The sequence below is a fragment of the Nocardia pseudovaccinii genome, assembly GCF_050942345.1.
In the GTDB taxonomy this organism is placed as follows: Bacteria; Actinomycetota; Actinomycetes; order Mycobacteriales; family Mycobacteriaceae; genus Nocardia; species Nocardia pseudovaccinii.
Window position 1 is genome coordinate 4,731,350 of sequence record NZ_CP192074.1, and the last position, 24,808, is coordinate 4,756,157.

The following is a 24,808-nucleotide window of genomic DNA, read 5'->3' on the forward strand; positions in this document are numbered from 1 at the left end:
TGGGCGGCGCGACCGATCGGTTGTCTCGTCGAGAGCGGCGCATCCGCTGCCGAGAACTCCTGAGATCAGTATTGATCCACCAAGACATGATTTCCAGTGCAATATTGGTAAGGCATAGTTGTTCTGAACGCAAGAATGGGCACGGCTACGGCAGAGGATCTAGATCTCGACCTTCTACGCGTGTTGGATGCGTTGATGGACACCGACAGCGCGCGGTAGGGGGCCGCCGTCTGATGGGCTCGCGTGCTACAGATCAAGGCGGTTGGTGGTCGGCTCGGTTGCCGATGGGTTTGGTCGGCCTACCGGAGGTTGGGATTCATGGCGACACGATTGTTCGCGGACGGCGAACCGGCCCGGTTGCGGGTTCCCGGCGATCAGCGTCGCGGGATAGCCCGTGGCGCGACAACGGTTTTCACAGGGCGAACAATCCCCAAGTGGCCGCCCAGGCGAGCCACAGACACCCGGTTGCGAACAGGACGCCTAGTGCGATCCGACTCCGCCCGATCAGCGCTGCCCAGGTGCGAACACTCGCGATACCGGTGACGACCAGCAGACCCACAGGGATGAACGCCAGCAGTTGCAGGGCCAGCCACACGATCGGGCGGGACAGGGCGATCGGGCCGAGGGTTCGCGCATTCAAGGCGAGGATCGACACCACGTAGATGACCGTTGCGAACACCGAGAGCAACCCGGCCGACGCCAGCAGGCGCGCGGGCCGTCGGGGATCGCGGGTATGGCGCATCCGGCGGTCGGAGACCGACATCAGCAGATAGCCGACGAAGCCGACCAGCACCACTGTCAGGACCGTCAGCTGTGTCCACGCAGACGTCCACCTGCCGTGCCCGGGATCGGTGCTGATCACCGCCTGGCGGGGCGGGGCGTCGGCAGACGAGGCGGGTGGGTTGCCGTTCGCGACTTGATGCACCCAGCCGGTCACGGTGTCGAAATAGCCGGGTGCGAAGGCGCCGCGCGGCGCCTTCGGACCGGGCGCGGGCCCGAGTCGGTCGAATCCGTCGGTGGTCGAGCGGCCGTTGTGGGCCGAACCGGTGAGGAAGCGAATCGTTACCGACGGCGCGGCCGTGAGCGTATCCCTCAGCACCGCGGCGCTTTCCGCCGACGGGGTCTGCACGTCGTGCTCTCCCCAGAGGGCGAGGACGGGAATCCGCACGGCGCGCAGCGCGGGCAGCGGGTCGAAGTCCGCCGCGGGGAACAACCCGGTCTCCTCGAGCAGACGGGCGGCCGGTCCGGTGACGGTGTCGGCGAGCGGTCCGGCGTCCACGCGGTGGCGCAGGGCAGTGGCGAGGCGCCAGGTCTGCGAGCGCAGCGGGGTGCGGCCGGAGGCGCCGAGTGTGACGAGGAATCCGACGTCAGCGGAGCGGGAGGCCGCGAGCGGCGCAACCCAGCCACCCTCGCTGAAGCCCCACAACCCGACTCGGTCCGCGCGCACTCCCGGTGTGCGGCACAGGGTTTCGACCGCGCTCAGGGCATCATCGGCCAGCAGGGAGAAATCGCGATGGCCGAACGAGTAGCCGGTCGTTCGTTTGTCGTAGATGAGCGTGGTGATGCCCGCCGCGGCGAAAGCCCGCGCCTCGTATAGGTATTCGGCGCGCGGCCCCGGTCCCGAACCGCCTACCAGTACGATGCCGGGCGAGTCGGAATGCGGTGTGGCCGGGGCGATGACGGTGCCTTGCAGTGTGAGCCCGCCACCACCCGCGAAGGTGACATCGGTGCAGGTGACACCGCTGCAGTCGAGCGCGGGGGCGGCCGTGGCCGGCCGCGCCGCGAGGAGCGGCACGCCCAGCAGGATCAGGGCGAGCAGGCAGGAGGCGGCGAACCGGCCGCGTCGTGGCGATCGAGTGTGGTGCATAGGTGGCCCCTCGGCACGGGTTCAGATGTGCGGATTCAGATTTCAGGGAAGCCGAACAGGCGCAGCAGCACGGTCTTCCGGTCGTCGTCGGAGTCCGACGGCGCGCCGTAGCGCTGGACGAGCTGGATGTATTCCTCGAAGAATTCCCGCAGCTGTTTCAGATCGACGCGAATCGTGGCGCGGGAGAACAGGAATGCATCGGCCCATGTGCCCAGCCCGGGGGCCTCCCGTTCGAAGGTTTCGTAGAGTTCGACCAATTCGGCGAGGTTGTGCCGGGTCATGTCGGCGGTGGCCGCGCGCATGTCGTCGGTTTGTTCGGTGTAGGCGGGGTAGCGGCGATCGCCGGGTACCGTGCGCCACCAGCGTTCCTTTCCGCTGGCCAGTTCCGGAACTTCCTCGATGAAGCCGTGTTTGGCCAGTTGCCGCAGGTGATAGCTGGTGAGCCCGGTGCTTTCGCCGAGCGCTTGCGCCAGTGAGGTCGCGTTCACGGGCCCACGGCGCAGTTGCTCCTCGATACGGCGGCGCAGCGGGTGCGCAAGCAGTCGCAGGACGGCGACATCGGTAATCGTCCGGGGGACAGACTGATCGGCCACGCCCTGAGCATAGGGTTTACAAAGAGTGTTTGCAAGGACTCTTTGCACACTATCGACACGACTGGGCGACGACTCGAATCCGGCCGAGAAGTTCCGGCAGATCTTCAACCTTGCCGACCGCGCCGGGAACGCCGCGAAGACGATCGGTGACGTAGCGACGCCGCTTCCGATCTGGATCAGCTCTAGAACCGCTGGCCTGCCCGAACTTCGACGCGGATCCGGCAGTCGACCTTGTCGAGTTCTTCACGCAGCGTGCGTAAACGGTCGGGATCGGGGTCGTGGCCGAGCAGGGCGGTGTCCAGGCGGCCATCGAGAACTGACCACTCTCGCGCCAGGCCCTTCGGGGACCAGCTCCTATGATCTTCCGTAGATACGAGTCAGCCGCTTCGAACCGCGCGGGCTGTGACTGTGCAGGGCGTGCTAGCGGTACGAACGGCTCACGAACCCGTCGGGGCGGACCAGCACCGTCCCGTACGGCCAGCCGTCCACGACGTGCACCGGAACGTCGGCCTCCACACCGGGATCGGCCGTGAGCACGCACCACCGCGATCCGACGAGATCCAGCGTGGACACCCCGTCGGACACCCACATGTGTGGCAGGCGGGATCCCGGCGACCCGTCGAGATCGAGGGCGACGTCCTCGGTGGAGGGGAGCTCCGCGCCGCCGTACCGGTAGCCCATGTGCACCACCGGCGCGTTGATCGCCCCCGCTGCTTTGCGCGCCTGCGCCATGTCCTTGCCCCAGTGCAGGGACGGATCGTTGAACCGCAGGCGCGCCTGCTCCATCGTCATGAGGGCCACCGGATGGCGTTCCGCGTGATAAGTCTCCAGCAGCTCGGCTCCGGCCTCACCGCGCAGTACGTGCGCGAGCTTCCACGCCAGATTGTGTGCGTCGGCGATGCCGGTGTTCAACCCGAACGCGCCCAGTGGGGGGATGGCGTGCGCCGCGTCGCCTACCAGGAAGACTCGCCCGACCGAGAGCCTATCGGCCACCTGGCCGCGTCCCCGGAACTTCAGTACGCTGCGGATCTTTACCTCGATCGACGGGTCGCCGAGCACGGTGCGGATGAGGTCGGGAGTCGGCTCCGTGTCGAGGGTGGTGAGGAAGACCCACTCGCGTTCACCGTCGACGGTCACCAGCAGGCCGGTCGCGTCTGGATGCTCGGTATTGCACATTGCGAACGGCTTGCGCGGACGCAGATCAGCGTCGAACAGGATGCTCGTGGTCTCCTGACCGATCGCACCGGGACCGGTGAGGCCGATGCCGAGGATCTGCCGGACCCGGCTGCGCACCCCGTCGGCCGCCACCAGATAGCGCGCCCGCACGACACGCCCGTCGGACAGGGTCGCCGTGACACCACCGGAGTCCTGCTCGAACGAGTCGAGCGCCACGCCGAACTCCACGTCACCGGCCTTGGTGATCAATACACGGTCGAGCCAGTTCTGTCCGCACGTGCCGCGGATCCTGGCCGGTGTGTAGGTGAGCTCGTCCGCGGTTTTCGTCTTCCACTCCACACCTTCGGTGAAGTCGGCCTCGGCGAGCGTGCGCCCTCTGATCTTCCCCGCCCGCAAGTCGACCGCGGCCTCGTTGACCGCACGATCCAAGCCGACCTCGCGCAGGATCTCCACTGACCGCGACCCGATGCCGGTGGCCCTGGGGTGGGGCGAGGGCTCCGGCTTCTCTTCGACGACCAGCGGCTCGACGCCGTGGTGGCGCAACAGCACCGCGAGCATCAGTCCGACGGATCCGCCGCCGGCGATCAAAACATCAGTGGATACAGTGTGCCCGTTCATGGGCACACTGTATCCACTCCGGTAGACTCCTGTCCATGTCGATTGTCTGGGAGCGTGACCCGTACCGGTCGAAAAGGCAGGCCCTGAGCGTGGAGCGCATTGTGGACGCGTCCGTCGCCATCGCCGACGCCGAGGGGCTCGACGCGCTGTCGATGCGCCGCGTCGCCGCCGAGCTGTCGACCGGCACGACCTCGCTCTACCGCTATGTGGACAGCCGCGATGACCTGCTCGATCTCATGGCCGATGCGGTGCAGGCCGACCACGTGCCGCTGACGGGAGACTGGCGCGCCGACCTCGAGGCGTACGCCCACCACGAGCGCGAACTGTGGCTACGGCACACCTGGCTCGCCCCGCTGCTGGCCACCCGACCATCGCTCGGCCCCAACTGGCTGCGCGGCCTGGAGCACGCCCTCACCGCGGCCGCCCCGCTGACCTCCGACATCGCCGACGCGGCCTCGGCCGTCGGGCTGATCAGGGACTACGTGCGCGGCGCGGTCATGCGCGAGTTCGCCGAGAAAGAGACCCAGCGGCGCACCGGTCAGACCGAGGACCAGTGGCGCGCCACCGTCGCACCCTACATGCGCAAGGTCATCGAGAGCGGCGCCTACCCCCGGGTCTCACGCTTCATCGAGTCCGCCGACCTGAGCCCGGCCGAACAGTTCTCCTACGGCTTGCGCCGCATCCTCACCGGGATCGCGGACTCTCAGCAAACGACACAGTGATCACGAATGGCCGTACCCGGCCCCGCCCTCATCACGCACAACCCGACACGCAACCACCACACGCTCGCCGCCACCCGCCAATCCGGCGAATCAACCGCCATAGCAACGGGTTTCGTCACCGGCACTCGCTAACGCCAGTCTTCGCTCAACTGGACCCCACATGCCGGATTTGCCGGCACCCGCGTCTTCGAGATGCTGGCAATAGTCACCACAAGTGATCCGTTCAGTCCCTTGGGGCCAGCAGGACCAACGGAATTTCGCGGGTCGTGCGACGCTGATAGTCGGCGTAGCCGTTGTATCCCGCGATCACTCTCGGCCACAGCTCGGCGCGTTCTTCCGCAGTCGCGGTCCGGGCGATCATAGGTCGGAGAGGTCCGCTGCGGAATGACACTTCGACCTCGGGCCGGTCTCGAAGATTCAGATACCACGCCGGATGGATCGGATCTCCACCGCGGGATGCCACCACCACGATCGTGTCACCGTCGACCAGCGGCGCGGTAAGCATCACTGTGTGGGTTCGTCCCGACTTCCGTCCGATCGTGGTCAGCTCCAGCGACGGCATGCCGCTGAAGGAGTTGCCCATTTTCCCACCGGTGGCCCGCAGCAGGCCGCGGTGCGCGATGTTCATTGCCTTCAGAGCCAGGTTGGGTGGCATCAGAGTCTCCTGCGTCGAGGTTCGGTCGCGGCGGCGAGCTCGGCCAGGACGAATCGAAATGCCCGCAGACCGTGGCCGAACGCGGTTCAAGGCAACCAGGCCGTTCGTTTCGCTGTATTGGATATACACGACAGCCTGGACTGGCGGAAAGAGGCACCAGACGCCGATGCGGCATCAACGACCACCCGGTCGCTGTGCCCTCCGGCGGCGAGCCGAGCGGGGACGGTCACCGGCGATCCTTCCGGAGCTTGCGGGGATGGAGGGATTCGCCGCGAGCGAGCACGTCGACGTACTCGGCCAGCTTGCGGTCCCGGGTCGTCGCGCGTGCGACGGCGTTGAGTCGGTAGCGGTTGGCTGCGTCCAACTGGTCGAACGTCGCGGCTGCGGCGGGATTGGCCGCCAGTTTCGCCAGCGGCGGACCCCGTCTCGGAAACCGGTCGCGATCAATACAGGCGATCAGGGGAATACAGACCGGTTGAATACGGGTCGTTACCAGTCCGGACCCCATTGCCGTTGAACCTGGTCGCGCGAGTCGATCCATGTGGGTCGGGTTGAGCTCCAGCGCGTTTCGGCAACAATTCTTCCGGGGATCGCCGCGAGAGCTGTGGGTCCGATCGGTGGCGACGGCGCATCCGGGATCGGGGTGAATCAGGTTGGGGACAAGAGGGTTTCGGCGACCGTCTGCATGTGAGCCAGGTAGGTGGCGCGGGCGCGTGGGGTGGCGTCTGCGCGGGTGAGGGTGCCGCGGGTCAGGGCGTAGCCGATGGTTTCGGCGATGATGCGCGGCGGGACGGTGGGGGAGATGCGGCCTGCGGTGTGGAGGCGTTCGAGGTAGCGGGTGAAGCGGCGGATGGGGCGTTCGGCGATTTCCTGGGCGAGGATGGCGACTCGGTCGTCGACGGCACCGCGTTCATCGATGAGGCGCAGCATGGGTCCTGCTGTGCGGACCGCGGCGGCGAAGGCATCGATGGTGGCAGCCAGCATCACTCGGGGATCGTCGGTATCGATATCGGGTTCCTGGGCATCGAGGAAATCGTCGCGGACCCGGGCGGCGAGGGCGAGGAAGATTTCGTCCTTGGAAGCGAAGTAGACATACATCGTCGCGCGGGAAACGCCTGCGGCGGTGGTGATATCGGCGACGGTGGTCTTGTCGTAGCCGCGCTCGGCGAAGACGTCGGCGGCGGCATCGAGCAACGCGCGATGGCGGTCGGTATCGGATCGTTCCCGCGCCGCACGCACCGACCAGCCTGCCTGTGTCATGGAATCATCGTCGTTGACATTGACGTCAATGTCAAAGCACACTGTCGGCATGCATGTGGTGGTGGCGAACAGGGGTGAGGTGGCGGTCCGGGTGATCCGGACGGCACGCGAGCGGAATTACTCCACTCTTGCGCTCTATACCGGTGCGGAGGCGACGGCCCTGCCGGTGCGTCTGGCTGATGACGCGGTCCAACTGCCGGGCATCGGTGCCGCCGCGTATCTCGACATCGCGGCTGTAGTCGCCGCGGCCAAGGGGGCCGGTGCCGATGCACTGGTGCATCCCGGCTACGGATTCCTCAGTGAGAGTGCCGATTTCGCGGCAGCATGCGCGGCCGCCGGTCTGGTATTCGTCGGGCCGTCACCCGCGGTGCTGCGCATTTTCGGCAATAAGCTCTCGGCGCGCGACGCCGCACGAGAGGTCGGAGTCGCGGTCCTGCCGGCAACGTCCGTCGGCGCGGACCTGGCGGAAATTTCCGCGTTCTTCGCCGACCACCCGAACGGTGTGATGCTGAAGGCCGCAGCGGGTGGCGGCGGGCGTGGCATGCGTGCGGTCCACACTGCGGACACACTCGCCGAATCACTCGAGCGCTGCCGAGCCGAAGCCCGTGCCGGTTTCGGCGACGACACCGTATACGCCGAAGCACTGGCCACCGACGCGCGCCATATCGAGATCCAGGTCATCGCGGACGGGCATCGAGCCACAACCCTCGGCGACCGCGACTGCAGCATCCAACGCCGCCACCAGAAACTCGTCGAAATCGCCCCGGCCCCGAATCTGCCTGCCGCCCTGCGCGAACGACTCCATCACAACGCCATCCGCATAGCCGAATCGGTCTCCTGCCGCGGCGTGATCACCGTCGAATTCCTGGTCACCGCGACCGACGCCTGGTTCCTCGAGGTCAACCCGCGCCTCCAGGTCGAACACACCGTCACCGAGGCGGTAACCGGGGTGGACCTGGTGGCAGTCCAACTCGACCTGGCCCGTGGCGCTGCCCTGCACGACCTCGCTCTCGGTGACCTTGTGCCGGATACGACGGGTCGTGCTGTTCGAGCGAATGGCTGTGTGCGCGGGTTCGCGGTGCAGGCGCGCGTCAATGCCGAGATGGTCACGGCGGGTGGGGAGGTTCTGCCGAGCACCGGTGTGCTGACCGGATTCGCCGCGCCGACCGGGGTGGGCGTTCGGGTGGATACCGCGGCGTGCACGGGCATGCGGCAGGGGGCGCAGTTCGATTCGTTGCTGGCGAAGGTTATCGCACAGGGGCCGACGTTCTCGGCTGCGGTGCGGCGGTGTTCGGATGCGTTGGCGGAAACCGTGATTGCCGGTGTCGATACCAACACGAGTTTGCTGCGTGCGGTGTTGGATCAGCTCGCAGATGGGACCAGTGTTTCCACTTCGTGGTTCGAGGACGGTATCGGCGAACTTGTCGGTCGGGCAGGCGATTACGCATCTGCTGCGGCCCCGTGCACGGTCGGCTCGGAAGGTCCGGCGCATCAGCTCGCCGAGCGTCGAAACCCGGCGGCAGCAGCCGATCTCCAGGTAAGGCTCGAAGACGATGAGCAGGGCATGCGATCGCCGATGGGCGGTACCGTCGTGAGCTTGGCGGAGCCGGGCAGCGTTGTCCCGGCCGGTGCGGAAGTCGTTGTACTCGAGGCAATGAAGATGCAGCACGTGCTGCGGGCAGAGCGGCCGCTGCGGGTATCGCGCCACCTGGTGACACCGGGCGCCACGGTCGATCCGCATGCATTGCTATTGACTTGGGTCGCGACCGATCATGACGGTCCGGCCGCCGAGATCGAGGCTGTCGACCTGGATGCGATCCGTGCTGATCTGAGCGAAGTACGCGAGCGGCATCGAATCGGACTCGATACCGGCCGTCCGGCCGCCGTCGCGAAAAGGCATGGGCTGGGCCGCCGTACCGCCCGGGAGAACATCGCCGACCTCGTCGACCAGGACAGCTTTCTCGAATACGGCGCGCTTGCCGTCGCCGCACAGCGACTACGCCGCAGCCCCGAAGATCTGATCGCCAACACACCCGCGGACGGGCTGATCGGCGGCATCGCCACCATCAACGCCGACCGATTCGGCGCGGAAGCCGCTCGCGCACTGGTCATGTCCTACGACTACACCGTGCTGGCCGGCACCCAGGGCATGCGCAATCACGCCAAAACCGATCGCATGCTCGAACTCGCATACGAACAGCGCATACCCGTGGTGTTCTTCACCGAGGGCGGCGGCGGGCGACCGGGGGATACCGACTATTCGGGCATCTCGGGCCTCGACGTGACCACCTTTCGAGCGATGGGCGCACTGTCGGGTCGAGTCCCGTTGGTAGGCATCGTCTCCGGACGCTGCTTCGCGGGAAATGCGGCGCTGCTCGGTATGTGTGATGTGGTCATCGCGACCCCGGATGCCAATATCGGCATGGGCGGTCCGGCGATGATCGAGGGCGGCGGGCTCGGCGTCTACGCGCCCGAGGACATCGGCCCCATCGATGTCCAACGCCGCAACGGTGTCGTGCACATCGTTGCCGCCGGCGAAGCGGACGCAGTCGCCGCCGCCCGTCGTTATCTCTCGTATTTCCAAGGGCCGCTGCAGGATTGGACGGCACCGGATCCGCGCTTCGCCCGCCACGTGGTGCCCGAGAATCGGCTGCGCGCTTTCGATATCCGCGAAGTCATCGCCGCTGTAGCCGACGTCGACTCGGTCCTGGAACTGCGCCGGGACTGGGGCGTCGGTGTGGTCACCGCTCTCATTCGCGTCGAAGGCCGCCCCTTCGGCCTCATCGCCAACGACTGCCACCACCTCGGCGGTGCGATCGATGCCCCCGCCGCCGACAAGCTCAGCGCATTCCTGCGACTCTGCGACGCCCACGGCCTGCCGATCGTATCCCTCTGCGACACACCGGGTTTCATGGTCGGTCCGGAGGCGGAGAAGGAAGCGACCGTCACCAAGTTCAGCAAGCTGTTCATCGACTCCGCCGCGCTGGCCGTTCCACTGGGCACCGTCATCATCCGCAAGGGCTACGGTCTCGGCGCGCAGGCCATGGCCGCGGGCTCCTTCCGTGCCCCGCGCTTCGTAATCGCCTGGCCCACCGGCGAAATCGGCGGTATGGGCCTGGAGGGCGCGGTCCGGCTCGGCTTCGCCAAGGAACTCGCGGCCATCGAAGACCTCGATAAACGCCAAGAGGCCTTCGACAACCTCGTCCAGCTCGCCTACGCCAACGGCAAGGCCCTGACCGCTGCCACCGTCCTGGAACTCGACGACGTCATCGACCCGGCCGACACCCGCCGTTGGATCCGCACCCTGCGCTGAACCGAGCGGCCGGCGCGCCGTCTAGGCGATGGCGTTGGTTACCGCGTCGACCAGATTGCGGGCACGCAGGTCCGGAGCGCCTTCGATGATGTAGTTGGTGACGTAGGCGAAGGCGATGCCGGTGTCCGGATCGGCGAAGGCGAGGGAGCCGCCACGGCCCGGATGCCCGAAGGACTCGGGGCCGCCCAGTGCGAAACCTTCGGTGGGGAGCATGTATCCGGAGGCGTAGCGGTCGGGCAACATCATGACGCGGTCGGTCCCAGCGGCTTGTTCGCGGGTTGCGGCGGCGAGAGTTTCGGGGGTCAGCAGGCGGGCGCCGTCGACCTCGCCGATGGTTGCCGCGTAGAGCCGGGCGAGGCCGCGCGCGGTGCCGATGCCGTTGCTCGACGGAATCTCGGCGGCATGCACCGCGGGATCGTTGAAATCGATATCGGCCGGATCGGTGACTTCGAAGGCGCGGTTGACCAGCGCCTCCGGATCACGCATCGCGACGACCATCGGCCGGAATTCCTCCGGGACGAATTCGTCCGGAACCGTCGCCAGATCGATCTTGGGCGCGAACACGAGTCGGCTGACGCGATGCCGTTCGGACTCGGGCAAACCGATGAAGAAGTCGACACCGAACGGTTCGGCGATATCCTCGGCCAGAATCCGCCCGACGGTGCGTCCGGTCGCGCGCTGGATGACCTCACCGACAAGCCAGGCAAAGGTCCGCCCGTGGTATCCGTGCGCGGTGCCGGGCGGCCAGTTCGGGGTCTGCGCGGCGAGCGCCTCCACCATCGGCCTCCAGGCCAGCGCCTCCGCCAGGGGTACCGGCTTATCCAGCGCAGCCAGCCCCGCCTGATGGGTCAGCAACCAGCGCACCGGGATATCGCTCTTACCCGCCGCGGCGAATTCCGGCCAGTACTGCGCGACCGGCGCGTCCAGGTCGAGCTCGCCACGCTGGGCGAGCAGATGCGCGACCGTCGCGGTGACACCCTTGGTCGCCGAGTAGACCAGCTGCAGCGTGTCGCGCTCCCACGGCCGCTCACCTTCCGGATCGGCGAGTCCACCCCACAAATCCACCACCGATCGGCCATCTCGATACACCGCGACCGCCGCTCCGACATCTCCCCGCTCGGCGAAATTCGCCGCGAATACCTCTCGCACCGCCTCGAACCCGGACGCGACAACTCCATCGATCACCATGTCCCCCAGCATGTCACGCGCTCCGCCGCCTACGGCGACCGTAGACATACCCGCTGGCAGCTCGGGTGGCGCTATTCGTGCTGGCGGACCAACTGCTGCGGTCGGAAGTTTTTTCGGCGGACATGTCCGAGAATGGTCAGCGGCTGCGACGTACCTGATGAGCGGCGCCACCGGGGCGCCGCCGGAGCGGAGGAGTTGTCGTGAAATACATGATCCTGAGCTACGGCTCGCAGCAGGACTACGACGGCATGGTCGGCAAGGACACCGGCAAACCCGCGTGGAGTGCCGAGGATTTCGCGGCCATGGCCGAGTTCATGGGCAACCTCAACAAGAAGTTGGCGGAATCCGGGGAACTGGTCGAGACGCGCGGTCTGGTCGAACCGGTGCACACCCGTCGCATCACCACCAAGAACGGTGCACCGTTCGTGACCGACGGTCCCTACGCCGAAACGCAGGAGGTGCTCGCCGGATACTGGATCGTCGAATGCGAGAGCTTCGACCGCGCGACCGAAATCGCGGCCGAACTCAGCAAATGCCCGGCCCCGCCGCACATCGCCGATACGGCCTACGCCGATGTCCGGCCCATCGCGGAGTCCGCTCCCGAATTCGGCTGAGCCCCTTCCGATGTCGGATACCGAGGTCGAGGACCTGCTGCGCACCTGCGCGCCGCAGGTCCTCGCCGCGCTGGTTCGGCGCTACGGTCATTTCGACACCGCGGAGGACGCGGTGCAGGAGGCACTGCTCGCCGCGGCGACCCACTGGCCCGAAGCCGGCATTCCGGACAACCCGCGCGCCTGGCTGATCACCGTCGCCTCGCGCCGTCTGACCGACCTGCTCCGCAACGAACAGGCCCGCCGCAGGCGCGAGGACACCGTGGCCCGCTGGGCACTGCCCGAGGACTGGCTCACCCCGCCCGCCGACCGCGACCCCACCGACTCCGACGACACCCTCGTCCTGCTGTTCCTGTGCTGTCACCCGTCGCTCTCGCCCACCGCACAGGTGGCGCTGACGCTGCGCGCGGTCGGCGGCCTGAGCACCACCGAAATAGCTCGCGCCTTCCTGGTGTCCGAGGCGACCATGACCAAACGCATCGGCCGCGCCAAGCAGACGATCAAGGACAGCGGTACCGGCTTCGCCCCACCCGCCGTCGCCCACCGTGACGCGCGCCTGGCCGCCGTGCTGCACGTGCTGTATCTGATCTTCACCGAGGGCTATGCCAGCACCTCCGGACCGAGCCTGCACCGCGTCGAACTGTCCGCCGAGGCCATCCGCCTGACCCGTCTGCTGCACCGCCTGCTGCCCGCCGACGCCGAAGTCACCGGCCTGCTCGCGCTGATGCTGCTCACCGATGCCCGCCGACCCGCCCGCACCGGACCCACCGGCGAACTCATTCCGATGCAAGACCAGAACCGTTCACTCTGGCACTCCGAAGCCATTACCGAAGGCATCGCGCTGATCACCGAGGCGCTCCCCAACGGCGTACCCGGTCCGTATCAACTACAAGCCGCCATCGCGGCGCTGCACGATGAGGCGCCGACCTACCAGGCCACCGATTGGCCGCAGATCATGCTGCTCTATGAACGCCTGCTGGCCCTGGTAGACAATCCGCTCATCGCTCTCAACCACGCCGTGGCCGTAGCCATGACTCGCGGACCACTGGCCGGGTTGAAGCTCGTCGACGATCTGGCCGACGGCGGCAAGTTGGCGGGGGATCACCGCCTGGCAGCGGTCCGCGCCCATCTGCTGGAATCGACGGGGGACCGGGCCGGTGCCCGCGAGGCATATCTGCTTGCCGCACAACAGACTATGAGCCTTCCGCAACAGCGCTACCTGCACACCCGCGCCGCCCGCCTCAGCACCGATGAGTAGAAAGGAAGCGATGCTGATCGTCGTCGATGCCGCCAACGTCGTTGGCTCACGTCCCGATGGCTGGTGGCGCGACCGTGCGGGTGCGGCTCGGCGACTGCTCATGCGGTTGAGCACGCTGCATCTCCTACAACCCGCCGAAGTGGTCGTCGTACTGGAGGGTGCGGCGAAGGCCGCGGGATCGGAGGGATTCGAAGGCGTGCGCGTGGTGCTTGCGGACGGTTCGGGAGACGACGCGATCGTCGACGTCGTAGCCGCGGCCACCGCGGAGGACAGGATCACCGTCGTAACCGCCGATCGTGGACTCCGCGAGCGAATCCAAGCCCTCGGCGCCGAATCGGTCGGCCCACGCTGGCTGCTGGACCGCATCGACCCCTGACCTGTCGGATCCGACTGGTAGAGAAGGAAGACCGTCGCCGAACCCGGAGGTCAACTGTGCCCAACGAACTCGAGGAATTGCCCTACGCGCGCTATCTCACGCCGCTGGAGAGCGATCTCGAACCCGAGGGCGACTACGACTGTGTGCACGTCACCGGCGACGACCTCGATGACATCGAGGCAGGCAATTCCAGGTTCTCCGAAACCGTCTTCACCTCGCTCGCGATCAACCGCGGCAGCCTGCGGTTCTCCCGCTTCACCGATGTCTGGCAGCGCAACGTGCGCTGGGTCGGCACCGACCTGTCCGATACCTCCTGGCAGGACGTCGAATTGATCGCCGGTGCGCTGTCGGGCGTCGATGCGGGCGGTGCCAACTTGCGTCGAGTGCGCTTCGAGGGCTGCAAATTCGACTCCGTGAACTTCCGCAAGACCAAACTGCGCGAGGTGCAATTCATCGATTGCGTGCTGCGCCACACCGACTTCGGTGATGCCGAGCTGACCAAGGTCACCTTCCCCGGCACCACCGTGGAGGGCTTGCTGATCAACCGTGCCCGACTGCAACAGGTCGACCTGCGCGGTGCGGCGCACCTCGATGTGGCCGAGGGCCTCGATGCCCTGCGCGGGGCAACCATCACCCCGCTGCAACTGATCGATCTGGCACCCGAATTCGCCAAGGCGATCGGCATTACCGTCCGTGACTAGTACTGCTTGCGGTGCGGCACGAACTCCAACGTGAGCAAGGCCGCGGCGGCCAGCAGCACCTCGCGCCAGCGGATCAGCACGAAGCGCTGATCCGACATCGCTCGGAATTTGCGCAGGAATCGGTACAGCGATTCCAGCCGGATCAACGGATCGCCCAGGTGCACGAGCGCATAGATCAGCTTCCCGGTCCGCGACCGTTCCTTCTCGGCGAATAGTTCCGGGAAAGGGGCGAATGCCAGCGAGATCCGTTCGATCCCCTGGGTACGGGCGTGGTCGACGAGATCGATGATCATCCGCTCGTCCAGCCCGTTCGGGGCATCCTTGCGCCGCCATGGCACATCCAGGCTCAGCTCGCGGCCCCGCCCGGAGACGCCGTAGCGCTGGAAGCCCGCCACGCGCCCGTTCTCATCGCGGGCCAGCACCAGCAGCATGCCGGGATTCCGACCGTCCAACAGATGGTCGAGGATCATCGAGAAGCCGCGATTCTGCCGACCGGTACGCCACTCGTCGACGATATCCAGTAGTTCGGCCCGCAATGGTTCGGTGAGGTCGGTTTCATGGATGACCTCGGTGGTCACGCCGAAATTCCGGGTGCGGCTCACGCCCTGGCGCAGATTGCGGAAGGAACGCCCGACCATGGCGAATGTCCCGACATCGATGATCACATCGCGGCCGACCGGAATCGCGCGCAATCCCCGATGCTCGATCGCCCGATGCCGCCACATCTCGGCCATATCCGGACTTGCACCGAGCACTGCGACCCGCCAGCCGTGATTCGCCGCGAACTCGGAGAAGTCCGTGAGCAGTGCCGGGAAGTCGGCGCGATCGCCGATCGGATCACCGGCGACCACCGCGATCCCGAAGCGGGCTCGATAGCCGATCGCCGCAGTCGAATTCGCGTTGAAGTAGTAGGACTTCGAGGAATGCAGCGCGAAGGCGGCGAGGGGATCGCGGTGGGTTCGGCCGACGAGTTCGGCGACCCGGTACAGCTGCTCGGGCTGGGGCCGACTCGACTGCGGCAGCATCAGGATGAATCCGGTCGCGGCCAGGAAGACGAATCCGAAGCCCGGATGCGAAGCGCGATAGGCGGCATTGGCCGCCGCGAGCACGAAAACCGCGATGGTGAAATGCGGCAGGGTGATCGGGCGGCGCAGATGCAAGCCGCGCACCACGAAGAGTCCGGCGATCGACACGGCGATGAACCAGCCGTGGTCCTGTCCGGGGGCGGCGCGACCGGCCTCGTAGACCAGCGCGACACTCATCAGCAACAGGGCGATGGAGATCACCGGCCGGACGGCCGGTGTGGTGGTGATCGAGGCATCGCGGTACCCGGCGAGCGTGGAATTCCGTGCCGTCGTTTCGCGTCCCTCAGCCACGTCTGCCCCCCACTAGGCCGGTGGGTCCGAACAGGTTCCCCATGAGGTCCTCCCGATAATCCTGTACACGCAACAATATTGGGAACATGGGATGAGTGCTCGAACATTCCTGGCGCACCAAGATCATTGGAGTCCGCGAGTGTTCGCCCGGCAACCATGCCATGCTGAGGCTGGTGCGTCGGTATCGATCGGACCGGGGCGAGTGCGCCGCTGGCCACTCCAATCGAGTATGGCACCACAGTGCACCCGGACAAGGGCCTTTTCGTGGCCATATTCCCGACCATCGGCCCTGGTATCGATGCCTTGACATCAGCCTCACCGCTTGTATATCGCCGCGATTCCGGTGTGTGTGAACGGCGGCGACGCTCCGTCGGGTCGGAGATGAGCACGATTCGTGGTCGACAGCTATCGTTCAGCGAGCCGTGTATCAATCGCATCTCGGTATCTGATGGACCAGTGTCCGAATATTGCGTCCGGGACGACTATCGGATCTATAGACAACAGTGTTCGTAATTGTCTATCGTTTGGTTCATGACGAAGTTCCACGGTAAGAGCTGCCTGATCACCGGAGCGGCGAGTGGATTGGGGCGCAGTACCGCGCTGGCGGTTGTCGCCAAGGGCGCATCGGTGGTCCTGACCGATATCGATGATGCCGGACTGCAGAACACCGCCGATGAAGTGCGCGCGCGGGGTGGCGTCGTGCACCTGGCCGCGCCCGCCGACGTCAGCGATCACGACGCCGTGGTGGCGCTGGCCGCGAAGGCGCACGCCGAGGTGGACAGTGTCGATATCGTGATGAATGTGGCAGGCATTGCCACCTGGGGGACCGTCGATCGGCTCACGCACTCGCAGTGGCGGCGCACCATCGATATCGATCTGATGGGCCCGATCCATGTGATCGAGGAGTTCGTGCCGCGCATGATCGAGGCCGGGCGAGGTGGACATCTGGTCAATGTGGCCTCGGCCGCAGGTCTCTTCGGGCTCCCCTGGCATGCGCCCTACAGTGCGGGAAAGTTCGGATTGCGCGGCGTTTCGGAGGTGCTGCGCTTCGATCTGCGGCAGCACCGGATCGGTGTCAGCCTGGTCTGCCCCGGCGCGATGGCGACACCGATGGTGGACAGCGTCGATATCGCGGGCATCGATCGGCAGGGTGCCGCGGTGCAGCAGGCGGTTTCGCTGTTCATGCGGCATGCGGTTACACCGGAGCAGGCGGCCCGATCGATCGTGCGCGGGGTCGAGCGCAATAAGTACATGGTCTTCACCTCCCCGGATATCCGGATCGGCTATCTCGCGCAGCGCTACTTCCCGCCGTCCTACAACCTCGCGATGCGCGGGTTGAACTGGGCGATGAGCCGCTATATCGACAAGACACCCGCGCCGACCGAGGCGTAACCGACCGCAGCTAGCCGAACCGCTGCCCGCCGCGGGGAATAGTTGGACCCAGATCACCATGCGCTGGTGTTGGCCTTCTCGGCCGATGCCGCCACCGGCGCATGGTGATCCCTTGACCAAATATGTTGGGGGGCAGCGCTATTTGAAGGCTGCGGCGTTGCGTGCGGCCCACGCGGCGAAGGTGCGGGGTGGGCGGCCGAGGAGTCGCTCGACATCGGGGCTTACTTGTTGCTCTGCGGCCGATGGGGAGCCGAGGGCGCCGAGAGTCGCCTCCACGACCGGCTCGGGCAGATATTCCAGCATTTGGTTCCGGGCGTCGGTGCGGCTCTGCTCGATGAACCGTACCGGCTCGCCGATGGCGTCCCCGATTGCCGCGGCCTGCTGTCGGGGGGAGATCGGAACCGGACCGGTCAGGGTGTAGATGTTGCCGCCGTGGCCCGGCTCGCGCAGCGCGACGGCAGCGACCTCGGCGATGTCTGCAGGGGCGATGGCCGGGACCGCGACGTCGCCGAACGGCGCTTCGACCACTCGCCGGGTGCGCACCGAATCGGCCCACTGCAGCGAGTTGGAGTTGAAGTTGCCCGGGCGCAACATCGTCCAGTCCAGACCCGACTGCTCGACGACATCTTCCAGTCTCGATGAATGACGTTGTGTGCCGACACCTTGCGAGGACAGCAACACGACCCGCTGGATCCCGGCCGCTCGCACCACGTGCACGACGTCACCGAGATTGCCGTTCGCCATGAAGTCGGGGGAGGTCAAGAGGAACACCGCCTCGGCTCCCGCGAGAGCGGGTTCCAGGGTCGCGGGCTCGGCCAGATCAGCCTGGTGCGACCGGACTCGCGCAGGCACTTCGATCATGCTCCTGGAGACGGCCGTCACTTCCTCGCCTGCGTCGACGAGGGCCTGCACGAGCGGTCGCCCGACATTCCCGGTCGCTCCCGTCACCACGATCATTTCCGTTCTCCTGTCGCCGATTTCGCTGCGGACCCGGTCACGGTACTGTCGTGGGGGTAGTAGGTACCTAGAGGAAAGTGACGGTGGAAGTGGCCGAGACCACAATCGAGCCCCCGCCGGAACTCGCGTGCCCGATCACTCCGGTGGTCGACATCGTCTTCAGTCGGTGGACCACCCCGATCCTGTGGACACTGAACGAGTTCGGGAGACAACGATTCGGTGAACTGGAACGCCGCATCGTCACGATCACGCCCAAGGTGCTGACACAGCGGCTACGCCAACTCGAACGCGACGGGATCGTCGTGCGCACCTACTACCCCGAGGTACCGCCCCGGGTGGAGTACGAGATCAGCGATCTCGGACGCAGCCTGGCACCGCTGTTCGCGTCGCTCGCCGAATGGTCGGTCAACCTGGACAAAGTCGAACAGGCACGGCTGGACTACGACGCGAAGCAGCGGTAAGGCGATCATTTGCACGAGGCGAAGTGCTGGACGTACAGACCTGCCTGGTCGGGGGCTGTGCCGGGTTGGGCGAGGCCATAGACCGCGCCTGGGCCGAGCAACGTCGAGTCTTTGTCGAGGATGTTGGCTCGGTGGGTGTCGGAGTGCATCCAGGCGTCCACGATGGCGCGGGCGGTGGATCGGTTGCCGGTGCCCCAGGCGGTGTTCTCTGCCCAGTGCGCCAAAGTCTTACCGGGGGCGCAGGGTTGGGCGGCGGCGATGCGCTTGCCGACCTGCACCGTCGCCTCCTGACTATCGTCGGCGGTGGTGCGCGGGGTCTCGGGGTGGATGTGCCATTTCACCGTTTCCTGCTTGGTGCTGCCGACCCACCAGTTGAGGCGGTCGGCTTCGGTGCCGTACTTTTCCGCCGAGTCGACGAGAAGCATGTTCCATTCGAGGGCGGGGATGCCGCGTTGGGTGCGTTCGGCATTGGTCAGGCACAGGACCGCCTTTTCGATCTCGTGGCGGTAGGCGAGGTCGGGGAACAGATCCCGCAGGCGGCTGCGTGAGCCGGAGTTGCCGGATGGCGCCTTGTCCGGAGGGATTACCGGATCATCGGCGTGTGCGCAGTCGGGAGCCGCTGCGGCCGTGGGCAGTTCGGTGAGTGGGAGTACTGCGATCGTCAGGCCCGCGATGGCGGCCAGCAAGGCTGCGGCGGGTCGGCGGATCGGGTGTTTCGATGGGCTCATGCCCATGAGATTCGCGGCGGCGACCAATGAAACACCAACGGGGAACCAATGTGGTCGGACAATACCCTCGGACAGTGCTAAACTCCGAAAACTACGACAGCTCAGCGTAATCGGCGAGGGAGAATGCTGAGACCATTGTTGCCGGATGATCCGACGGCTATCGGTACGTTCGTGTTACACGGCCGCCTCGGCGAGGGTGGAATGGGTGTCGTATTCCAGGGATTCGGCCCGGACGGCACCGTGGTCGCGATAAAGATGCCGCATACCCAATTGGCGCGGGATCCCGAGTTCCGGGCCAGATTTCGGCAGGAGGTGACCGCGGCTCAGCGTGTACACGGACGACGCATCGCGGAGGTGGTGGACGCCGATATCGAAGCGGAGCGGCCGTGGCTGGCAAATTCTTTCGTATCCGGGGAGTCGATGGCAGAGGCCATTCGGGAACGCGGCGCGATGTCGTCGGCACAGCTCTACGATTTCGCGAGCGGGCTGGCCGAAGCACTCGAGTGCATACACGGCGCGGATGTCATTCATCGGGATTTGAAGCCGGACAACATCATTCTGACGTGGGACGGCCCACGGGTCATCGATTTCGGTATCGCCCGGATTGTCGATGCCACCCGCCTCACCGAACCGGGGCGCATCATCGGGACACTCGCGTGGATGCCGCCGGAAATGCTCGGCAACCAGGAGGTAGGACCGCCCGCGGATATCTTCGCCTGGGGCGCGCTGGTCGCCTTCGCGGCAACCGGTCGGCCACCGTTCCACGCCGATACCCAGGCGGCGGTGATAGCGCGGATCATTCGGGACGATCCGGATCTCACCGACGTGCCCGGCCGCTACCGGCGCATGGTCCTCGCGGCGATGACCAAGGATCCCGATGCCCGGCCGACAGCCCGTGAATTGGTGGATTTCCTTGCGGCACAAGCCAAGGATGAGCGGAGCAACCGGCGCAAACAAACTGTTGCGGAACCGGCCGACGAGGTCACCGCACCGAACGAAGAGGCGCACGCGATCACCGCGGCCGACGAGGTCACCGCGCACAGGCATGACGGTGTGCCCGCATCGAATGAGGTCACCGAACTCGTCGCGGCCGAGGAAAGGCTGGTGCGGTCCACCGAGCCACAACGTAGACGCTCCACGTCGCCGCGCAATATTGTGGTTACCCCAGCCGATCGGCCTGTCGTCAACCAGGTGCCGCCAGGTCCGCCGGTCCCCGAACACGATCCGGATCCCCGAACACCAATGGTCGTGGTCATAACTCTTCTGTCGCTCTCCGGATTCGGCCTCGTACTGGGGCCGGTCGCGATCATGCGCGGATTCAGCGAACGAATTCATGCCCGACGCGCATTCGTCGCACCGCCCGCATCGGCCGCACGCTGGATCCGGCTCGGCTGGATTGCCATCGTGATATCAGTCGCGGCGCTCGTGATCGCATTCCGGCTCAGCACACTGCAGTGATGATTCACCGCACGCGGATCAGTTATGTAATTCGGTCTCCGAATCGAAGGTGATACCGATCAGATCGCCGGGCATATATCGCTGGCTCAGATTCGCGACGAAGAATTCACAGACCGAAGACATGCGGCCGGAACCGGGTTGCACATTCGCGGCACCAGGAAAGATCTGGGTGCCACCGCCTTTCGCGGGCAACGGCCGGTAGGTCACCGACAACTCCGCACCCTCCTGCGTACCGAATTCCAGGGATGAGATTCCGCTCAGCCATACGGTTCCCCGGTGTGCAACTTGAATCCGGCACCATCGGTCGTGCAGTACCGCAGCGAATTCGGTTCGAAGATGACCCGTTGATTCGTTCGCAATGTAATGGTCCCGCCCGGAATCCGTCCGTTACGCACTGTCGTCGGACGCGTTGCGCCCGGCTCCGGCTGGACCTGACGCGGTGCGGCGGACGAGCATCCGGCCACACCGAGACTCACCAGAGCAAACACGCTCAGCAGCAAGCGGATTCGTGATGTCATACCCAGCTCCTATTTCAGGGCCATCAGCTGCCGCCGCAGCACCCGAATGGTCAATGCGGTGGCGACGACCGCGATCACGACGAGCACCGCCGCGGCCGTCGCGACATGATGCAGATCATGGGTCCAGATCAAATCGGCGAACGGCTTCTGCTGCCCCTGTGGGGGATCGGCCCCATCGGTGAGTCCGATATCGGCACCGATCCCGGCCGCCGCCCACCGCGACGGCGCGGCAAAGGCGAAGGTCCGCAGTACCGCACCGGGCGTGCCGTCGAACGGCGGTGCGAGCCCGGTCATCACCACCTGCAGCGCCAGCACGCCCATCAGCACGAAAACCGCCTGGCGCAATGATTTCGAACATGCCGACACCAGCAGTCCGAGCGCCATCGCGGCCAGTGGCAGCGCAATCGCGAACAGCAGCAGACCGTAGGGCTGCGGCAGCACCGGGTCTGTGGGTCCAGACTTGATGCGCAGATATCCGATGGTCGATGCCACACCCAGCAGCACCGCGAGCGGTGTGCAGGTGATCGCGCGCGCCAACACCACCGAGGCCGCCGAAATGCCCCAGCGCGCTTCGCGTTCGATGACGACACGATCGTCGACGATGGCGGCGAAGGATTGCGCCATCGAGAAGAAGGTGAGACAGACGATCAAGGCGATCATGACCGAACTGATCGCACGCGGATCACCACCCAGCCCGTCGTCGGAGGCGGCCGCGCCGAGCATAGCGGTCAAGCCGATGCCCGCCGCCGAACCCAGCGCGAGCGTTCGGAATCCATTGCGCTGACGGGCCCATTCCCGGCCGATCAGTCGCGGCAGATGCCGATGCAGGGAACCACGCATCGGTGCGGGCACCGCATGCTCGGCCGGTTGCGGACTCGAGGGTACGGCGGGCTGCCCGGCCTGCCGGTCGGCGCGCAACCGATCCATCACCTCCGCATAACTGTCGACACCGAAGGCGCCCAACAACTCTCGGGGTGGTCCGAAGAAGCCGAGTCGCCCGCGTCCGGTCACCGCGAGCACCTTGTCAGCACAGTCGACGTTGACCATCGAGTGCGTGACGACAATGACCGCGCAACCGGTTTCGGCGACCACCCGCAACCGCTGCATCATGGCGCGGTCCAAACCCTCGTCCAGGCCGGAGGTCGGCTCGTCCAGGACCAGCAACTGCGGATCGCTCAGCAATTCCATGGCCGTCGAGACGCGCTTGCGCTGACCGCCCGACAGCGTGTCGATCCGCTTGCCGACCTCCCCCGCAAGTTCCATCTCGGCGATCACGGTGTCGACCCGGGCCGCCCGCTCGGTTCGGGTGGTATCGCTGGCCGTGCGCAGGCCCGCAACCCACAGCAGTGCGTCGCGCACCGCGAGATCGCCGAACATCGCGGGCTGTTGCGGCACAAAGGAAACCAGATGACTGGCCTGCATGCGGGAGGCGACCAGGTCGACTTGCCCCAGCCGCAAGGAGCCCGCTGCCAGCGCGACCTCCCCGAGCAGCCCCGCACACATGGTGGACTTCCCGGCCCCGGACGGTCCGATCACGGCGAGGACCTCACCGCGTCCGAGTTCGAAGGTCAGATCGCGCAAGGTGGGTTCGGTGCGACCCCGATACCGCAGGCTCACCCCATCGAAGCGCAGCAGCGGTTCCCGCGCGATCACGGCGGCGGGCACCAATGTCAGCTGCGCCGGGCCCGACACTTCGAAGACGTGGTGCGCCACCATGAATTGCTCGCCCACCCGCAACCGAGCGTGCAGTACGGGCTTGCCGCCGACGAACGGACGCGCATTGGCGGCGAGTCCGCGCAGCTCCACAGCGCGCCCGGTCCAGCGCACTGTCGCATGCCGATGCGCCAGATCCAGTCCAGGCAGGGCGATTTCCGCGTCACCGCCCTCGCGGCCGATCGCGAGCACCCGATCGCTCGGCACCGACCAGGATCCCGGGCGTCCGGGGGATGACGGGACGGATTGTCGCGGGGGAGTCCGATCGACAACCGGCGGTGATTGCGTCGGCGCATCGATGATCGTCCGGTCGGCGCCATTGACGACGCGCCCTCGCCGAGGAGGCGGCTGCGGTGGCGTGCGTTTCGATTGTGCTGGTCCCGCCGGGGCCGATGGCCGCGGTTCCTGCCCCGCCCGACCGACAACGGTCGGCGGCGTGACATTCGCATTATCGTCCGCATTCGCCACTACGAGGCGAAATATCCGACCGCGCACCACGATTCGTAGTTCGTGGACCCCCGCACCTTCGATCGCCGTCCAGTTCCGTGGGCCGATCGGCACGTCATCGAGGGTCGCCTCGATCGTCGGATCCACGGCGCGGATGGCCCATCCGTTGACATGCCGGAACCGAAGCCACTGGCCTGCCGGGCCGTCGTCGCTGACCGAAATATCGGCGCCGGATCCGGAGCCGAGGGAATGGGTACGCCCGGAGATCCGGTGGCGGATCGCACCGGTAGTGAGCAGGAGTGCGGGTTCGGGCATCGGTTCGTTCCTGATCAGGCGAGCGCGATAACGATGGTGAGCAGCACGATGAACAGCGCGATCCACGCGACGATCACAATGGGTGAAATACGTCGGGACGGTGCACTATTCGTCGGCGTGGGTACTGCGAACCCGGCGAAGTGCGCGGCGCGCGTGTGCTCGTTCCAGGGTTCGCGCAGCGCGAAGTCGGTCCGCCGATACAGCCGTCCGTCCGGTCGCACCACCGACTGCCAAGCCAGCGCAAGCGCCCGCAGGTCGGATGAGGTCAGATCCGGGTGTGGGGTGGTCAGCAGCCGGTCGACCTTCTGGAAATCCCCGCTGGGCAGCAACTGGGCATACTGCCGATAGTCGAGCTGATTCGCGGCCAGATCCTCGGCGAGGCAACGAATCATCAACAGGGCGAATTTGAACAGATCGGTGGTCGCGGTGAACTGCTGCACCGGATACGGCGGCCGCCACGGCAGCGGATCCAGGCGCGGGGTCGCCCCGCGACCGCCGATGAGGAAGGAATCGCAGTCCAGGAAGTAATTGTGCGCCGAGACGATACCGTCGACCGGGCGCGCGTCGGTGGTCAGAATGTTGTTGGGCTGCAGATCCCCGACAACGATGTCGTTATCGTGCAGGAACTGCAGATCCACCAGCAACTGCCCGAGCCGTGCGATCTTGTGCGGGAAGTCGAAATAGGTGTGCCCGCGCTTCTGCGCATCCGACACCCGGACCGCGACCCGGGTGAAGGCGCGCGGCTGCGGCCCGCTGTGCGATTCGAAGAAGAACTTGCGCGGTGCCAGCGGCATGAGAATGCCTACCACCGTTCGATCTTCGACGACCACGGCATGCGGCCACGCACACAGCTCCAGCATCCGCTTCCGGTCGTCCTGATCCAGCCGGTGCGGCCAGCCGACCAACTCACGCAGTACCTCCGGCTCCAACTGGCGCACCGTATCCCGGTCATAGCGCTTGAAGGCGACCGACACCTCGTCCGGTGTCGTACAACGCCACACCTGTGCGGAACCGCCCTCACCCAACGGAAAGTCGCCCACGATGCGCAGTTCGTCCACGCGGTACTCGGTACGACCAGCTGCCGACCACCCCGGCATTGTCATTG

General features: G+C 66.3%; 24 protein-coding genes. 10 read left to right on the forward strand and 14 right to left on the reverse strand.

The features are described from left to right. Positions 1-412 precede the first annotated feature (412 nt). The 3 genes from ACQPZ2_RS21225 to ACQPZ2_RS21235 form a co-directional block, all read right to left on the reverse strand. Positions 413-1,867 carry an alpha/beta hydrolase family protein gene (locus ACQPZ2_RS21225; RefSeq protein ID WP_433527147.1) on the reverse strand — a complete coding sequence of 485 codons (1,455 nt, stop codon included), beginning with the start codon at positions 1,865-1,867 and terminating at the stop codon, positions 413-415. Positions 1,868-1,902: 35 nt separating this feature from the next. Next, complete coding sequence (locus tag ACQPZ2_RS21230) at positions 1,903-2,460, reverse strand: ArsR/SmtB family transcription factor (protein WP_433527148.1); 558 nt, start codon at positions 2,458-2,460, stop codon at positions 1,903-1,905. Between the two features lie 420 nt (positions 2,461-2,880). Continuing rightward, complete coding sequence (locus ACQPZ2_RS21235) at positions 2,881-4,254, reverse strand: FAD-dependent monooxygenase (protein ID WP_433527149.1); 1,374 nt, start codon at positions 4,252-4,254, stop codon at positions 2,881-2,883. Positions 4,255-4,289: 35 nt separating this feature from the next. On the opposite strand from ACQPZ2_RS21235, the gene ACQPZ2_RS21240 reads away from it, so the two are divergent. Both ACQPZ2_RS21240 and ACQPZ2_RS21245 read left to right on the forward strand, forming a co-directional pair. Then, complete coding sequence (locus ACQPZ2_RS21240) at positions 4,290-4,976, forward strand: TetR/AcrR family transcriptional regulator (RefSeq protein ID WP_433527150.1); 687 nt, start codon at positions 4,290-4,292, stop codon at positions 4,974-4,976. A 6-nt stretch (positions 4,977-4,982) separates the two neighbouring features. Then, the gene (locus tag ACQPZ2_RS21245; protein WP_433527151.1) at positions 4,983-5,108 is read left to right on the forward strand and encodes a hypothetical protein; all 126 of its coding nucleotides are present in this window, start codon (positions 4,983-4,985) and stop codon (positions 5,106-5,108) included. 91 nt (positions 5,109-5,199) lie between these two features. Here the strand turns inward: ACQPZ2_RS21245 and ACQPZ2_RS21250 are convergent, their stop codons facing one another. From ACQPZ2_RS21250 to ACQPZ2_RS21260, 3 genes are all read right to left on the reverse strand, one after another. Beyond that, positions 5,200-5,631, reverse strand: a complete 432-nt coding sequence (locus ACQPZ2_RS21250; RefSeq protein ID WP_433527152.1) for a nitroreductase/quinone reductase family protein — start codon at positions 5,629-5,631, stop codon at positions 5,200-5,202. Positions 5,632-5,857: 226 nt separating this feature from the next. Then, positions 5,858-6,139 carry a YdeI/OmpD-associated family protein gene (locus tag ACQPZ2_RS21255; protein WP_433527153.1) on the reverse strand — a complete coding sequence of 94 codons (282 nt, stop codon included), beginning with the start codon at positions 6,137-6,139 and terminating at the stop codon, positions 5,858-5,860. A gap of 140 nt (positions 6,140-6,279) precedes the next feature. Then, a complete protein-coding gene (locus ACQPZ2_RS21260) occupies positions 6,280-6,891 on the reverse strand; it encodes a TetR/AcrR family transcriptional regulator (RefSeq protein ID WP_433527154.1) in 612 nt (203 codons plus the stop codon). 49 nt (positions 6,892-6,940) lie between these two features. On the opposite strand from ACQPZ2_RS21260, the gene ACQPZ2_RS21265 reads away from it, so the two are divergent. Continuing rightward, positions 6,941-10,204 carry a carboxyl transferase domain-containing protein gene (locus ACQPZ2_RS21265; protein ID WP_433527481.1) on the forward strand — a complete coding sequence of 1,088 codons (3,264 nt, stop codon included), beginning with the start codon at positions 6,941-6,943 and terminating at the stop codon, positions 10,202-10,204. 21 nt (positions 10,205-10,225) lie between these two features. Here ACQPZ2_RS21265 and ACQPZ2_RS21270 read toward each other — a convergent pair whose 3' ends face one another. Further along, a complete protein-coding gene (locus tag ACQPZ2_RS21270; RefSeq protein ID WP_433527155.1) occupies positions 10,226-11,392 on the reverse strand; it encodes a serine hydrolase domain-containing protein in 1,167 nt (388 codons plus the stop codon). A 209-nt stretch (positions 11,393-11,601) separates the two neighbouring features. Between ACQPZ2_RS21270 and ACQPZ2_RS21275 the strand changes: the two genes are divergently transcribed. Genes ACQPZ2_RS21275 through ACQPZ2_RS21290 form a run of 4 tightly spaced genes read left to right on the forward strand, consistent with a single transcriptional unit; the run spans position 11,602 to position 14,338 of the window. Continuing rightward, positions 11,602-12,006 (forward strand): YciI family protein, encoded by a 405-nt coding sequence (locus ACQPZ2_RS21275; protein ID WP_245721211.1) that lies wholly within the window; start codon positions 11,602-11,604, stop codon positions 12,004-12,006. Between the two features lie 10 nt (positions 12,007-12,016). After that, positions 12,017-13,261, forward strand: a complete 1,245-nt coding sequence (locus ACQPZ2_RS21280) for an RNA polymerase sigma factor (RefSeq protein ID WP_433527156.1) — start codon at positions 12,017-12,019, stop codon at positions 13,259-13,261. Further along, positions 13,254-13,637, forward strand: coding sequence for an NYN domain-containing protein (locus ACQPZ2_RS21285; RefSeq protein ID WP_433527157.1), 384 nt, complete (start codon positions 13,254-13,256; stop codon positions 13,635-13,637). The genes ACQPZ2_RS21280 and ACQPZ2_RS21285 overlap by 8 nt, the downstream gene beginning before the upstream one ends. A gap of 56 nt (positions 13,638-13,693) precedes the next feature. Beyond that, positions 13,694-14,338 (forward strand): pentapeptide repeat-containing protein, encoded by a 645-nt coding sequence (locus tag ACQPZ2_RS21290; RefSeq protein ID WP_433527158.1) that lies wholly within the window; start codon positions 13,694-13,696, stop codon positions 14,336-14,338. On the opposite strand, the gene ACQPZ2_RS21295 is transcribed toward ACQPZ2_RS21290, so the two are convergent. Continuing rightward, on the reverse strand, positions 14,335-15,714 hold the full coding sequence (locus ACQPZ2_RS21295) for a bifunctional lysylphosphatidylglycerol flippase/synthetase MprF (protein WP_433527159.1): 1,380 nt from the start codon (positions 15,712-15,714) through the stop codon (positions 14,335-14,337). The two genes, ACQPZ2_RS21290 and ACQPZ2_RS21295, sit on opposite strands and share 4 nt — an antisense overlap. 531 nt (positions 15,715-16,245) lie before the next feature. Here ACQPZ2_RS21295 and ACQPZ2_RS21300 point away from each other — a divergent pair. After that, positions 16,246-17,106, forward strand: coding sequence for an SDR family oxidoreductase (locus ACQPZ2_RS21300; RefSeq protein WP_433527160.1), 861 nt, complete (start codon positions 16,246-16,248; stop codon positions 17,104-17,106). Positions 17,107-17,244: 138 nt separating this feature from the next. On the opposite strand, the gene ACQPZ2_RS21305 is transcribed toward ACQPZ2_RS21300, so the two are convergent. Then, positions 17,245-18,063, reverse strand: a complete 819-nt coding sequence (locus ACQPZ2_RS21305; protein ID WP_433527161.1) for an NAD(P)H-binding protein — start codon at positions 18,061-18,063, stop codon at positions 17,245-17,247. Between the two features lie 77 nt (positions 18,064-18,140). On the opposite strand from ACQPZ2_RS21305, the gene ACQPZ2_RS21310 reads away from it, so the two are divergent. Beyond that, entirely contained in the window at positions 18,141-18,524 is a 384-nt protein-coding gene (locus ACQPZ2_RS21310; protein ID WP_433527162.1) for a winged helix-turn-helix transcriptional regulator, read from the forward strand. Positions 18,525-18,529: 5 nt separating this feature from the next. Here the strand turns inward: ACQPZ2_RS21310 and ACQPZ2_RS21315 are convergent, their stop codons facing one another. Further along, entirely contained in the window at positions 18,530-19,252 is a 723-nt protein-coding gene (locus tag ACQPZ2_RS21315) for a CAP domain-containing protein (RefSeq protein ID WP_433527163.1), read from the reverse strand. Between the two features lie 123 nt (positions 19,253-19,375). On the opposite strand from ACQPZ2_RS21315, the gene ACQPZ2_RS21320 reads away from it, so the two are divergent. Then, positions 19,376-20,710 (forward strand): serine/threonine-protein kinase, encoded by a 1,335-nt coding sequence (locus tag ACQPZ2_RS21320; RefSeq protein ID WP_433527164.1) that lies wholly within the window; start codon positions 19,376-19,378, stop codon positions 20,708-20,710. Positions 20,711-20,728: 18 nt separating this feature from the next. On the opposite strand, the gene ACQPZ2_RS21325 is transcribed toward ACQPZ2_RS21320, so the two are convergent. From ACQPZ2_RS21325 to ACQPZ2_RS21340, 4 genes are read right to left on the reverse strand one after another with little or no spacing between them, the layout of a single operon-like run. Further along, positions 20,729-20,917, reverse strand: coding sequence for a hypothetical protein (locus ACQPZ2_RS21325; RefSeq protein ID WP_433527165.1), 189 nt, complete (start codon positions 20,915-20,917; stop codon positions 20,729-20,731). Between the two features lie 50 nt (positions 20,918-20,967). Continuing rightward, positions 20,968-21,228 carry a hypothetical protein gene (locus ACQPZ2_RS21330; RefSeq protein WP_433527166.1) on the reverse strand — a complete coding sequence of 87 codons (261 nt, stop codon included), beginning with the start codon at positions 21,226-21,228 and terminating at the stop codon, positions 20,968-20,970. 9 nt (positions 21,229-21,237) lie between these two features. Beyond that, the gene (locus ACQPZ2_RS21335) at positions 21,238-23,703 is read right to left on the reverse strand and encodes an ATP-binding cassette domain-containing protein (protein WP_433527167.1); all 2,466 of its coding nucleotides are present in this window, start codon (positions 23,701-23,703) and stop codon (positions 21,238-21,240) included. 14 nt (positions 23,704-23,717) lie between these two features. Next, on the reverse strand, positions 23,718-24,806 hold the full coding sequence (locus ACQPZ2_RS21340) for a hypothetical protein (protein ID WP_433527168.1): 1,089 nt from the start codon (positions 24,804-24,806) through the stop codon (positions 23,718-23,720). Positions 24,807-24,808: the final 2 nt, after the last annotated feature.

Excerpts from the sequence above, each read along its gene's own strand:
- ACQPZ2_RS21225 (WP_433527147.1), bottom strand. The coding sequence starts at position 1,867 with ATGCACCACACTCGATCGCCACGACGCGGCCGGTTCGCCGCCTCCTGC.
- ACQPZ2_RS21240 (WP_433527150.1), top strand. The coding sequence starts at position 4,290 with ATGTCGATTGTCTGGGAGCGTGACCCGTACCGGTCGAAAAGGCAGGCC.
- ACQPZ2_RS21280 (WP_433527156.1), top strand. The coding sequence starts at position 12,017 with ATGTCGGATACCGAGGTCGAGGACCTGCTGCGCACCTGCGCGCCGCAG.
- ACQPZ2_RS21320 (WP_433527164.1), top strand. The coding sequence starts at position 19,376 with ATGCTGAGACCATTGTTGCCGGATGATCCGACGGCTATCGGTACGTTC.
- ACQPZ2_RS21250 (WP_433527152.1), bottom strand. The coding sequence starts at position 5,631 with ATGCCACCCAACCTGGCTCTGAAGGCAATGAACATCGCGCACCGCGGC.
- ACQPZ2_RS21255 (WP_433527153.1), bottom strand. The coding sequence starts at position 6,139 with ATGGGGTCCGGACTGGTAACGACCCGTATTCAACCGGTCTGTATTCCC.
- ACQPZ2_RS21335 (WP_433527167.1), bottom strand. The coding sequence starts at position 23,703 with ATGCCCGAACCCGCACTCCTGCTCACTACCGGTGCGATCCGCCACCGG.
- ACQPZ2_RS21300 (WP_433527160.1), top strand. The coding sequence starts at position 16,246 with ATGACGAAGTTCCACGGTAAGAGCTGCCTGATCACCGGAGCGGCGAGT.
- ACQPZ2_RS21235 (WP_433527149.1), bottom strand. The coding sequence starts at position 4,254 with ATGAACGGGCACACTGTATCCACTGATGTTTTGATCGCCGGCGGCGGA.
- ACQPZ2_RS21265 (WP_433527481.1), top strand. The coding sequence starts at position 6,941 with ATGCATGTGGTGGTGGCGAACAGGGGTGAGGTGGCGGTCCGGGTGATC.
- ACQPZ2_RS21270 (WP_433527155.1), bottom strand. The coding sequence starts at position 11,392 with ATGGTGATCGATGGAGTTGTCGCGTCCGGGTTCGAGGCGGTGCGAGAG.
- ACQPZ2_RS21305 (WP_433527161.1), bottom strand. The coding sequence starts at position 18,063 with ATGATCGTGGTGACGGGAGCGACCGGGAATGTCGGGCGACCGCTCGTG.
- ACQPZ2_RS21285 (WP_433527157.1), top strand. The coding sequence starts at position 13,254 with ATGAGTAGAAAGGAAGCGATGCTGATCGTCGTCGATGCCGCCAACGTC.
- ACQPZ2_RS21315 (WP_433527163.1), bottom strand. The coding sequence starts at position 19,252 with ATGAGCCCATCGAAACACCCGATCCGCCGACCCGCCGCAGCCTTGCTG.
- ACQPZ2_RS21260 (WP_433527154.1), bottom strand. The coding sequence starts at position 6,891 with ATGACACAGGCAGGCTGGTCGGTGCGTGCGGCGCGGGAACGATCCGAT.
- ACQPZ2_RS21340 (WP_433527168.1), bottom strand. The coding sequence starts at position 24,806 with ATGACAATGCCGGGGTGGTCGGCAGCTGGTCGTACCGAGTACCGCGTG.
- ACQPZ2_RS21330 (WP_433527166.1), bottom strand. The coding sequence starts at position 21,228 with ATGACATCACGAATCCGCTTGCTGCTGAGCGTGTTTGCTCTGGTGAGT.
- ACQPZ2_RS21275 (WP_245721211.1), top strand. The coding sequence starts at position 11,602 with ATGATCCTGAGCTACGGCTCGCAGCAGGACTACGACGGCATGGTCGGC.
- ACQPZ2_RS21245 (WP_433527151.1), top strand. The coding sequence starts at position 4,983 with ATGGCCGTACCCGGCCCCGCCCTCATCACGCACAACCCGACACGCAAC.